An 11,502-nucleotide genomic window follows, 5' to 3' on the forward strand; every position below is an offset into this window, starting at 1 on the left:
GTGTACAGGTGAGCAGTTCGCCACAGGGCTCTCCGGCGGCACAGCGGGGCGCCTCCTCCTTGAGCGTCACCTGACCCAGGAACGATTCTCCCCGCACAGGCCGACGGGAGCGACAGCGTTTCCCCTACCAGTTCGATCCCGCCGTGTCAGCGACACACAGCCCCTGTCGTTATTTCAGGTGAAAACCCCCAGGCGGCACGCTCGTTGAGCGAAGGACCGTCCTAGCCTTTTATCGCACTTGAGTGTTGCAAGGGGGGTTGGGTCTGCCCTCCTGAGCCACGTCACTCCGGGAGATGCGCATGGTGCCAGGATTAGCCGGTCGTGGCGGTTCGGCCCGCACCGCCCGCATCGGCCGGCTCCACGAGGCAGGGATGCGCGAGGCGCTGGGCGTGGGATCTGCGGCAGTCGCGGCCGCGGGAGGATGCGTCACGGCGGCAGCGGTGCTGGATGCCTGCGTAGGGGTGGCAGCCGCGCACGGGGTGGCCGCACTCTCGCTGTACGCACGTGCCCGAACCGTCATGGGAAGGGTGCGCCTGCGCCTGATGCTGCTGGCGGTTTCGGTGGCAGCAGGCGGCCTGCACCACCTTCTGGCCAGTCAGCCTCCCACGGCGCCGGTACGGTTTGCCGGCCTTCTCCCCTCCGTGGTCGAACTGCTGGCGTTCGCCGGGTTCGCCGTCTCTCTGGGGTCGGGTGTCGCCGGACTGGTCGTGGCGGCCACCGACAGCGGCACGACCCTGATCTGGTTACGTCGGCTCCTGGACGGCTGGATGACCGCGGGCTCGCTGTTCACGCTGAGCTGGGTGCTTCTGTCGCACCGCGTCGACAAGGGTGGTGACGTTTCGGGATCGCTGACGGATCTCACCCGCGTGGCGTCCGACATCCTCGTTCTGGGGCTGCTGGTCGCCTTGCGCTTCTGCCGGAGACCCGGGGAGCGCGCGGCGGTCACTCTGGCGGCCGTGGCCCTCGTCCTCCTGACCGTGAGCGACATGCTGCCCATTCTGATGTCCTCTCCCGGCGCGTGGTCGGGGATTCCTGTCGCGGCGACCTTTGCCATGGCCGGATTGTTCCTCGTGACCCTCGCGCCCTGGCTGCCCGGCGGTGCCAGCGTCATGGGAGCCGACCGGCGCGAGATGCCTGTCGCCGGGGTGGTCGTGGCCTTCGTGCCCGTGGCCGTCTGCGCTCTCGCCATGGCCGCGCACGTACTCGCCGGTGGCCACCTCGATGTGGTGATGGTCGCCCTGGGGAGTTCTGTGCTTCTGGGGCTCAGCGCCCGACAGGGCGTTGCTCACGCCGACCACCTGCGGCTCACTCGAGAGGCCGCGGCCCGGGAGGCGCATTACCGCACGCTGGTCGACGGCTCGAGCGACGTGATCACCATCGTCGGTCTCGATGGTCGCGTGCTCTACATCAGTCCGGCCGTCCGTGAGGTCTTCGGATACCGGCCTGAGGAGCTCGTGGGCGCCCGGCTGCCCCTGTACAGCCACCCCGACGACGTGGCGCCGTTGATGCAGGCTGTCGAGACGCTGAGGCGGGAAGCCCAGTCGGGCACCCGCGGTCCGGGCCGCTGTCTGTCGTCCAGGGTTCGGGCAGCGGATGGCCAATGGCGCCACGTCGAATCGACGATCAGCCACCACGCGGACGGGCTGATCTTCAACAGTCGCGATGTCACCGAGCGAGTCGCATTGCAGGCACAGCTCGAGCACCTGGCGTTCCACGACGTGTTGACGGGCCTGCCCAACCGCGCGTTGTTCGCCGACAGAGTCGAACACGCACTGCGGAAGCGGACCGCCGATGCCACGCCGCCCGCGGTGCTCTTCCTGGACCTGGACGGCTTCAAGGCCGTCAACGACTCGGCGGGTCACGCGGCAGGCGACGCCCTGCTCGTCCAGGCTGCCCGCCGGCTCCAGGGATGTGTGCGGGCCGCGGACACGGTCGCCCGCCTCGGCGGCGACGAGTTCGCCGTGCTGCTGGAGGGCAGGGCAGGAGCGTGCCCTTCCCGGGCCGGGGAAGTAGCGGAGCGGATCTTGTCGGCGCTGATGAAGCCGTACCGCATCGGCAGCACCGATGCGGTGGTATCGGCTTCCATCGGCATCGCGGTGGCCACTCCGGGGATCACACCGGAGGAACTCCTGCACAACGCCGACCTGGTCATGTACGAGGCCAAGGCCGCAGGAAAAAGCCGCATCCGCATACACGGCGCCCAGCCGCGCGGCGTCCGTTGCGAGACTTCTTCCACCGCCGTCGGCCCCTGCCACTGCGAAGACACTCCCGTGACAACGGCCCACACAGTGGGTTGAGGTGTCCCGGGTGCCGCTCGCAAGTGTCGGGCGGAGGGTGACCGCCCGGAATGCCGGAGGCTGAGACCGAGGTCTCCATGCGGGGTCGGGCCGCTCCGTACGCCCCGGGCTCGTGGCCCCGGTCCGTACGACCCCGGGCTCGTGGCCCCGGTCCGTACGACCGCCCGGTGAACGGCGGCCGTACGGACCGGGGGCAGGAAGCGGTCAGGCCGCGGGCATCAGCACCCGAGTGGCTCCTTCCTCCTTGTTGTGCCGGTCGGCCCAGTTGGAGAGGGCCGTACTGCACGCGTGGTCCACGTGCCGCAGGCCGAGCAGGTCGAGCTCGATGTGCCGGTCCTTCGGCAGCTTCTCGAGGGTGTCGAGGATCCGGGGCAGCCTGAGGAAGGTCGCGTTGCCGGAGACGACCACCCTCACGGGCCCGTTGCGGTCGGCGCCGTCGTCCACGTGGACGTGGACGTGCGACGTCTCCCATGCCGTCTTGGCGACGGCGAGCAGCAACCCGGCGAGCACGCCCTCGAACATGCTGGTCGCGATGATGGCGACCGCGGTCACCACCAGGATCAGGGCCTCTCCGCGATGCTCGCGCCACAGCGGCCCCAGCTCCTTCAACGGGATGAGCTTCCAGCCGGAGAAGACGAGGATGCCGGCGAGCGAGGCGACTGGGATGAGGCCGAGCGCCGTCGGCAGGAGCGCCGCGAAGAGCAGCAGCCAGACGCCGTGCAGCACTCGTGACGCCTTGGTCCGGGCGCCCGCCTGCACATTGGCCGCGCTGCGCACGATGACCGCGGTCATCGGCAGCGCCCCAAGAGCACCGCACACGGCGTTGCCCGCTCCCTGCGCCATCAGCTCCTTGTCGTAGTGCGTGCCGGGTCCGCTGTGGAGCCGGTCGACGGCGGCGGCGCTGAACAGGCTCTCCGCCGACGCGATGAGCGTGATCGCGACGACCGTGCCGATCGCGCCGACCACGCCGGCATCCGCGATGTCGCCCAGGTCGTCGCGGGACGGGGGCCGGATCGCGCCCAGCAGCCCCTGGACGTCCACCCGCTTCACGGGCAGCCGGAACAACGCCACCACAGTGGTGGTCAGAGCCACGGCGGCCAGCGGTGCGGGGACCATGCGGACCTTGGGCGGCAGATGCTTCCACAGGGCCATCAGCGCGACGGTCACCACTGCCAGAGCGAACGCGGTCAGCGCCGCGGGCGAGCCCGCCGTACGGACGGCCAGTTCGGGAAGGCCGGCGAGATTCGCCGGGCCCGAGCCGGGCGCCTTCGCGTCGGCCATGGCGTAGAACTGGCCGGCGATCAGTACGAGGCCGATCCCCGCCAGCATTCCCTCCACCACGGCGATGGAGATGGCGCGGAACCAGCGGCCCAGCCTCAGCGCTCCCATGACCAGCTGGAGCACGCCCGCGGTGAGGACGAACACGCCCAGGGCCCCGAGCCCGAAGTCGGTGACGGCTTCGAGGACAAGCACGGTCAGGCCCGCGGCAGGTCCGCTGACCTGGAGGCTGCTGCCGGGGAGCAGTCCGGTCACCAGCCCGCCGACGATGCCGGTGACCAGGCCGAGTTCCGCCGGGACTCCGGAGGCCACGGCAACGCCCACGCACAGCGGCAGGGCGACCAGGAAGACGACGACCGAGGCAGTCAGGTCGGCCCGCAGCGTCGAGGCGGAGGGTCGCTCCGCGCGCTGTGGCGCCGCCCGCCGGTGACGTCCCCGGTTCCCGCGCTCGCCGCTCCCGCGCGTGCTGTGCCCACGTTCGCTGTTCGCGCGACTGCTGTTCCCGTGGTGACGGTGCCCGCGTTCGCGGGTGTCGGCGGTACTCACAGCGGAAGGAACGCGTCGTCGTGCGGACGGCGGACGAGCACGGAGCCGGTGTCTATCTCGTAGTACCAGCCGTGCAGCCGCAGTCGCCCGTCTGAGACCCGGCGGACGACGCACGGGTAGTCGCCCAACCGCCGCAGCTGCCGCACCACATGGTGCTGGACGGCTTCGGCGACGGCGGGGTCAGCGGGGGACGAGGGGTCGGTGAAGAGGGGCGGCGGTGACGCGCTCTCCAGCCAGCCGCGGACCGCCGGGACGGCGGAGAGGTCTTCGCGGCGCGCCATGGCCCCGACGGCACCGCAGTGGGAGTGGCCACAGACGACGATGTCCGTGACCCCGAGCACTTCGACGGCGTACTCGACGGTGGCCGCCTCGCTCGAGTGCCGACCGGGGTCGTGTTCGGGGATGATGCCGCCCGCCGTGCGGAGTTCGAACAGTTCGCCTGGGCGGGCTCCGGTGATCAGTGAGGGGATCACCCGGGAGTCGGAGCAGGTGATGAAAAGCGCTTGGGGGGACTGGCCGTCCGCAAGGCGGCCGAACTCCTCGGCGCGGGCGGCGGCCCGATGCCGGAAGGCACGGGCGTTGTTCGTGAACAAGTGCATGGGGGGTTCCTCCAGCGCGCCCGAGGCGCGCGGTGGGGAGTCGTCATGTCGGATCACAGGTACTCGTCGAGGCCGTGCGGAGGTCGACGGATGGCGCGCAGGCGTAACACCGGCAGGACGGCGGGGCCGTGCCGGGGGGCACGGTCCGGAGCCGGGACGGAGGTCTCGTCCGCGGGCTCGGGTGGCTCGGGCATTCACGTACGCGGGTGACTGGGGACAACTCCGGTAAGGGGTCTGCCTTCCGGCGGTCTCTCCGGCGCTCGGTGCAGCGCTTCACCGCGTCACGTCCCTCCCCCGTTTCGGTCGCACAGTTGGTCCAACTGGTCGGTAACTCCGGCCTCTTGAGTCACTCTGGCATCACAGGGGCCCAAAAGTCTGTGATTCGTTAGACATTTGTGAGCGTCACGCTCCTTGACAGTCCGCTGCCGTGGCGACTACCGCGGGTCACCCCAGTTGAGGGGCCCGATCGAGTCCGGCGACGCAGAAAGACCGTCCCTCGAGTGTTACGGATCCCACCCGCGGCGACCCCGGGGCCCTCGCCTTCGGCACCGCGTGGGTCACGTGCTCACCGGAGCACACGCAGCGCCGCAAGGACGGAACGCTGTCAGCCGAGTGGTGCCACCGAAACGGCGAGCTACTCGCTTCGTGCGCGACAGCGCAGGAAGATCTGCTCCTCGGGCGGTACGTCCGAACTCGCCGGTGTATAGGCGTAGATGACTTCCTCGGCGATGTCGAAGCCCGCCCCTTCGACCACCTCGTGCAGGTCCGCACGCGGGTAACCGGAGATCCGGATCATGTTTCCGATGAAGGGGATCGCGAAGTCGTCGAGGTCGGCCTCCACCATCGACAGCAGGAACAGGCCCCCCGGGGCGAGCAGATGACGGATCGTCCGCAAGGCCAGCGGTATCTCGGCGCGTGGCAGCATGAGGAGGGAGAAGAAGGCGGTGACCGCGTCGAAGCGGCCGAGATCGAGGGGCCCGGAGGGCCGCAGATCGGCGATGTCCGCCTGATGGAACACCCCGGCGGGCACGTGCCGGCGGGCCAGACCGACCATGACGGCGGAGAGGTCGATGCCGACGACCTCGAAACCCGCCTGAGCGAGTCGTCGCGAGGTCGGGATCCCGGTACCGCACCCCACGTCGAGCACCCGGGATCCGGCGGGAAGGGATCGGGCGAGCCACTCGGAGGCCTCGATCTGGCCCTCCTTGTGCGGGAAGACCTCGTCGTAGCGGTTGCCGATGGCGTCGAAAGCCTCGGCCTGACCGGCGCGGTCGAAACGCGTGCTCTCGCAAACTGGTTCGTTGCCCGGACTGCTCACGCTGACTCCCCCTTCGGCGCAGGCTGGTGAAAAGCGTCGCACAAAGGGACCGCCGGGACACCACCGCGTACGCGGTTTGTTCCTGATCAGGTGGCGAGGCGTAGGTGGCGAGGGGTGCGGCGGTGGGAGGCACGACGACCACGGGGCGTACGGCCCGACCACCGGCCCGCGAGCGGGTGCTTCGGAGTCGGCTCAGGTACCGGCACGGGCCGACGGGGTGGTGGTCCTTTGTCGACACGACGTACTCACACAGAGTAATAGCCACTCCCAGAGATAGCCCGCGCTTGCATTCATCACGCGTCTGCAACTATTGTCGTGGCCTGTAAGACCTCTGCGCAACCATTTCTGGAAGGTTCGTCGTCATGCCTCTCGCGCTGCTGGCCCTGGCCATCGGAGCCTTCGGGATCGGCACCACCGAATTCGTGATCATGGGCGTGCTGCCCCAGGTCGCCGGCGACTTCGGTGTCTCCATCCCCACCGCCGGCTGGCTGGTGACCGGCTACGCCCTCGGTGTCGTCTTCGGTGCCCCGTTGCTGACCGTGCTCGGGACCAAGGTGTCCCGCAAAAAGATGCTCTTGTTCCTCATGGGACTGTTCATTCTGGGCAACGCGCTCTCCGCCTTCGCGCCCAGCTTCGGCGTCATGCTGACCGGCCGGGTCGTCGCCTCCCTCGCCCACGGCGCGTTCTTCGGCATCGGATCGGTGGTCGCCGCCGACCTCGTCGCCCCCGAGAAGAAGGCCTCCGCCATCTCGCTGATGTTCATGGGCCTGACGGTCGCCAACATCGTCGGCGTCCCGGGCGGCACCTACATCGGCCAGGCCCTCGGCTGGCGCATCACCTTCACCCTCGTCGCCGCCCTCGGCATCATCGGCCTCCTCGGCGTCGCCAAGCTCGTTCCCGAGCAGGGCAAGCCCGGGACGGACAACGTCCGCGCCGAGTTCGCCGCCTTCAAGAACGTCCAGGTCTGGCTCGCCATGGCGATGACCGTCCTCGGGTACGGCGGCGTGTTCGCGGCCATCACGTACATCACGCCGATGATGACCGAGGTGGCCGGTTACTCCGAGGCCGCCGTCACCTGGCTCCTCGTCCTGTTCGGCATCGGCATGTTCCTGGGCAACCTGCTGGGCGGAAAGTTCGCCGACCGCGCCCTGATGCCCATGCTGTTCGCGTCGCTGGGTGCCCTCTCGCTCTCTCTGCTGGTGTTCACCGCGACCGCGCACGACAAGACACTCGCGGCGATCTCCCTGACGCTGATCGGCGCCCTGGGGTTCGCGACCGTCCCGCCGCTGCAGAAGTGGGTGCTCGACCAGGCCTCGGCCGCTCCGACGCTCGCCTCCGCCGCCAACATCGGCGCCTTCAACCTGGGCAACGCGCTCGCCGCCTGGCTCGGCGGCATCGTGATCGCCGGCGGCCTCGGCTACACCTCGCCGAACTGGGTCGGCGCCCTTCTCTCCGGCACCGCCCTGCTGCTCGCCTTCCTGGCCGCGCACCTCAACAAGCGCACCGGCGCCGCACAGGCACAGACCGCTGTGCCGATCGCAGCCTCTTCCCCCGCGCCCGCCGCGCGCTGACCGCCACCTCCACCGCCGCGAAGAAGGAACGACCATGAGCACCACAGCCACCGCCACCGCCGTGACCCCGCTGACCGCCCAGGACGCCGAGGTCCTGCTCACCGCGGCCCGCCGCGCGGCCGAGGAGGCCGGCGTCACCGTCAGCGTCACCGTGCTGGACGCGGGCGGCCATCCGCTGGCCTTCCGCCGTGACGACCGCGCGGTACTGATCTCCGGTGAGACCAGTACGCGCAAGGCCTACACCGCGCTCCAGCTCAACGCCCCCACGGCCGACCTCGTCGATCTCGTCAAGCCCGACGGCCCCTTCCACAGCCTGACCACGGCACTGGACCGCCCGCTGTTGTTCATCGCCGGCGGCATCCCCGTCCACCGCGACGGCACGCTCATCGGCGCCGTCGGAGTCGGCGGCGGCGCCCCCGCGCAGGACCACGCCTTCGCCACCGCGGCCGTCGCAGCCCTCGGCTGACCGTTCCCGCTTCACACCGGCCCCACCCGGACGCCCGCAACCGGGTCCGGCGCACCACGCCAGGCCGCACATGCCTCACGCGGGCGGGGCTTCCCTCGACCCGCCCGCGTGAGCCCAGCGTCGAGATCCTGCGTGCCGCCTGGGCGACCCGTCCCGACGGACAGGGGCTCGCGCTGCCCGCCCTCGGGCTGGGGGCCGACCGGCGGCTCGACGTACTGCCCAAGCCGGGCGGCGCCACGATCCCGCCGGCCATCGCCGGTCACGCCCAGCAGTCCTCGCAGTGGATCGCCGAGAACGCCGACGCCTCCCTCAACTATCCCCGCCCTCTCGGCGCGCTCCGGCTCAGGACCAAGGAGTGGCGCACGCTCACGGACGACGCCCCCAAGCCGTATCTGACGCCGATGCAGCTCGACCTGACCTCTGATCCCGACACGCCGGCCACCGCGATCCGCCTCGGCCTGCGCACCGGCCGCCACGCCCTGCGCGAGCACCTGAAGAAGATGGGTGACCTCGGTGTCGCGCACGTCTCGTTCAACCTCCGGCCAGGGGACCGCCCGGTCGAGGACGTCCTGCGCGAACTGGCCGCCCGGATCCTCCCTGACTTCCCCTCAGCCGCCTCCCCGGCAGGCCCAGGACCGGGCGGGCCCCGGACGCTGCGCCCGGGGCCCGCCCAGCCGGTCGGCCGCCTGGATCAGGCGGGCTGCTTCACACAGGTGCCGACCACGTAACCGGTGACGCCGTGCTTGGTGACCTTGACCCAACGCGAGCTGGTGATACCGCACTTGGTGTACGAGCCGCCGTAGTACATCTGGCAGGGCGACGGCGCGGTCTCCCCCTTGTTGAGCTGGGCGAGGGCCGTGCCGTTGACACTCGTCCGGTCACGTATCACCACGGTCTCGAGGGCCAGTGCCGTGCAACCGGCCGCGGTCGCGTTCGTCCGTGCGACCGCGGGGCTTCCGGCGATGAGCGTGGTCCCGACCAGTGCGGCGGACACGACGGACGCGCCGAGGATCCTGCGTGCGTGCATATCTGATTCCCCTTTGATTGACGCGGGCATGCCGCCCGCGTGGTCGGGGGACAGCCTAGATCCATCGGCGTCGCGGGCTTGACGGACACCATGGACACCACACGCACCGCACGCACCACGGGCCTCGCGGACACGACGGCCGTGCTCCGTCCCCGGGCCTCAGTCGTTCTGGTGCAGCACCATCGCCGAGCCCCCACCACGGCGCGTCGGCTCGGCCACCGCCTGGAGGCTGCCGTCGGGCAGGAACTCCAGCGCCGCCACCGCCCCGATCTCCGGAGAAGGTGTGAAGGTGCTCGGGGCGAGGACGAATCGGTGCCCCAGGCTTTCCAGCGCCGCGCGCTCGGGCGAGGAGAGGAAGGCCGGTTCGGCTTCGGTCGCCGCCCGGTTCCGCTGCGAGACGCGCGGCGCGGCCACCGCCTGTGGCAGCGCCATGCCCAGGTCGACCCGGTTGACGAGGGTCTGCAGCACGGTGGTGATGATCGTGGCCCCGCCGGGTGAGCCGACGGCGAGCATCGGCTTGCCGTCGTGCAGGACGATCGTCGGCGACATGCTGCTGCGCGGGCGCTTGCCGGGCCCCGGCAGGTTCGGGTCCGGCACGCCCTCTGCCAGGGGGGTGAAGTCGAAGTCCGTCAGCTCGTTGTTCAGCAGGAAGCCTCGGCCGGGCACGGTGATGGCCGACCCGCCGGTCTGCTCGATCGTCAGGGTGTACGAGACGACGTTGCCCCACCGGTCCGCGGTCACCAGGTGGGTGGTGGAGGGCCCCTCGTACGGTTCCTCGGCGCCGGTGCCCCGCGTGCAGCCCGAGCCCGGGCTGCGCGGGTCGGCCGGCGCCAGCGGGCTGGTCAGCACGGCGTCGGGGCGGATGAGGCACGCGCGGTCCTTGGCGAACTCCTTGGACAGCAACTCCTGGGTGGGCACGTCCGAGAAGGCCGGGTCGCCCACCCACCGGTTGCGGTCGGCGAAGGCGATCCGGGCGGCCTCCACGTAGTGGTGGAGGGCCTGGGCCCGGTCGGCCGACGACAGGTCGAAGTTCTCGAGGATGTTCAGCGCCTCGCCGACGGTGGTCCCGCCGGATGAGGACGGCGCCATGGAGTAGACGTCCAGCCCCCGGTACGTGGTGTGGGTCGGATCGCGGCGTACGGTCGTGTAGTCGGCGAGGTCGCCCCGCTCCATCAGCCCGGGGCGGACGATGCGGTCGGCGCCGGGGGTCACCGGCGGCTCCTTGACGGTCTGCACCACGTCGCGGCCGATGTCCCCGTGGTACAGCGCGCCGACGCCTTCGCGGGCGAGTTCGCGGTAGGTCCGGGCGAGGTCGGGGTTGCGGAAGCGGGAGCCGACCACGGGGAGTTCACCGTTGGGCAGGAACAGCTCGGCGGTGGAGGTGAAGTCCCGGAAGCGGGCCTCGTTCATCGCCGTCTGGGCACGGAACTCCTCGTTCACGACGAAGCCTTCGTCGGCGATACGAGTGGCCGGCCGCAGCGCGGACGCCAGCGAGACGGTGCCCCAGTCCTTCAGCGCCTTCTCCCACGTGGCGGGCGTGCCCGGAACTCCCACGGAGAGCCCCGAGTTGACGGCCTCGGGGAACGGAATGGGCTTTCCGGTCGCGGGGTCGACGAAGGAGTCCGCACGCATCCGGGCCGGGGCGGTCTCCCGGCCGTCGATGGTGCGCACCTGCCCCGTCGCGGCGTCGTAGGAGACGAAGTAGCCGCCGCCTCCGATGCCCGCCGAGTACGGCTCGACCACGCCGAGCGCCGCCGCGGTGGCCACCGCGGCGTCGACCGCGTTGCCACCGTGCCGCAGGACGTTCAACCCGGCCTGAGAGGCGTACGGATTGACGCTGGAGACCGCACCGCCGCTGCCGGTGGCGACGGCCTGCTTCGCGGGAGGTGGCGGCTCGGAGCCGCCGGCGGCCGGCACGGCAGAGGGAGCACCGGTGGCGCTGGTGGGCATCAGGACGGGGAAGACGAGCGCCGCCGCGGACGCGGCAGCGACAACGGCACGACGGACAGCCAAGGGAGCCTCCGGTGACCTGCGTTGAGGGGAACGCTCGAAACCCTGGCAGCGTCCTGGCAGGTCAGCAACGACGTACCGGAAGATTTGCGTGAGATCTGAGGTTTCCGGCGGGTAGCCGGCAAGTCGGTCCCCTGACACCGCACTGCGCGCCGAGGCCCCCGCAACTGCCCCCACCCGCACGCCGGATGTACCGGTCGATGCGACCGGACGCCGGTCCGACGGAGGCCGAACGAGCCGCGCGGGGCGACCCGGGCGGGCTGGTCCCACTCGTGCCCGGCCGAACGAGCCAGGCCGTGACCGTACGGCTCCGGTGAACGCCCGCGGAGCCGCTGCTCAGGTCGGGCCCGGACGCCGGAAGGGCCGGTTCGGCGCCAGCGGCGCCGAACC

At 70.8% G+C, this 11,502-nt stretch carries 10 protein-coding genes; 4 read left to right on the forward strand and 6 right to left on the reverse strand.

What is annotated here, in order from left to right:
* Positions 1–371 precede the first annotated feature (371 nt).
* Complete coding sequence (locus AB0K02_RS29765) at positions 372–2,297, forward strand: sensor domain-containing diguanylate cyclase (RefSeq protein ID WP_365995667.1); 1,926 nt, start codon at positions 372–374, stop codon at positions 2,295–2,297.
* A 204-nt stretch (positions 2,298–2,501) separates the two neighbouring features.
* On the opposite strand, the gene AB0K02_RS29770 is transcribed toward AB0K02_RS29765, so the two are convergent.
* The 4 genes from AB0K02_RS29770 to AB0K02_RS29785 form a co-directional block, all read right to left on the reverse strand.
* Positions 2,502–3,956: a SulP family inorganic anion transporter gene (locus tag AB0K02_RS29770; RefSeq protein WP_365995677.1), complete on the reverse strand. Its 1,455-nt coding sequence runs from the start codon at positions 3,954–3,956 to the stop codon at positions 2,502–2,504.
* A 161-nt stretch (positions 3,957–4,117) separates the two neighbouring features.
* Positions 4,118–4,720 carry a carbonic anhydrase gene (locus AB0K02_RS29775; RefSeq protein ID WP_365995668.1) on the reverse strand — a complete coding sequence of 201 codons (603 nt, stop codon included), beginning with the start codon at positions 4,718–4,720 and terminating at the stop codon, positions 4,118–4,120.
* Between the two features lie 53 nt (positions 4,721–4,773).
* Positions 4,774–4,914: a hypothetical protein gene (locus AB0K02_RS29780; RefSeq protein ID WP_365995669.1), complete on the reverse strand. Its 141-nt coding sequence runs from the start codon at positions 4,912–4,914 to the stop codon at positions 4,774–4,776.
* Between the two features lie 440 nt (positions 4,915–5,354).
* On the reverse strand, positions 5,355–6,038 hold the full coding sequence (locus AB0K02_RS29785; RefSeq protein WP_365995670.1) for a class I SAM-dependent methyltransferase: 684 nt from the start codon (positions 6,036–6,038) through the stop codon (positions 5,355–5,357).
* Between the two features lie 362 nt (positions 6,039–6,400).
* Here AB0K02_RS29785 and AB0K02_RS29790 point away from each other — a divergent pair, with 362 nt between their 5' ends.
* From AB0K02_RS29790 to AB0K02_RS29800, 3 genes are all read left to right on the forward strand, one after another.
* Positions 6,401–7,609: an MFS transporter gene (locus tag AB0K02_RS29790; protein WP_365995671.1), complete on the forward strand. Its 1,209-nt coding sequence runs from the start codon at positions 6,401–6,403 to the stop codon at positions 7,607–7,609.
* Between the two features lie 34 nt (positions 7,610–7,643).
* Positions 7,644–8,075 carry a heme-binding protein gene (locus AB0K02_RS29795; RefSeq protein WP_365995672.1) on the forward strand — a complete coding sequence of 144 codons (432 nt, stop codon included), beginning with the start codon at positions 7,644–7,646 and terminating at the stop codon, positions 8,073–8,075.
* Positions 8,076–8,476: 401 nt separating this feature from the next.
* On the forward strand, positions 8,477–8,803 hold the full coding sequence (locus tag AB0K02_RS29800; protein WP_365995673.1) for a hypothetical protein: 327 nt from the start codon (positions 8,477–8,479) through the stop codon (positions 8,801–8,803).
* On the opposite strand, the gene AB0K02_RS29805 is transcribed toward AB0K02_RS29800, so the two are convergent.
* Together AB0K02_RS29805 and ggt are read right to left on the reverse strand one after the other, a co-directional pair.
* Entirely contained in the window at positions 8,767–9,102 is a 336-nt protein-coding gene (locus tag AB0K02_RS29805) for a hypothetical protein (RefSeq protein WP_365995674.1), read from the reverse strand. The genes AB0K02_RS29800 and AB0K02_RS29805 overlap by 37 nt on opposite strands.
* A 159-nt stretch (positions 9,103–9,261) precedes the next feature.
* The gene (gene ggt, locus AB0K02_RS29810) at positions 9,262–11,052 is read right to left on the reverse strand and encodes a gamma-glutamyltransferase (RefSeq protein ID WP_365995678.1); all 1,791 of its coding nucleotides are present in this window, start codon (positions 11,050–11,052) and stop codon (positions 9,262–9,264) included.
* Positions 11,053–11,502: the final 450 nt, after the last annotated feature.

The sequence above is a fragment of the Streptomyces sp. NPDC049597 genome (assembly GCF_040675505.1).
In the GTDB taxonomy this organism is placed as follows: Bacteria; Actinomycetota; Actinomycetes; order Streptomycetales; family Streptomycetaceae; genus Streptomyces.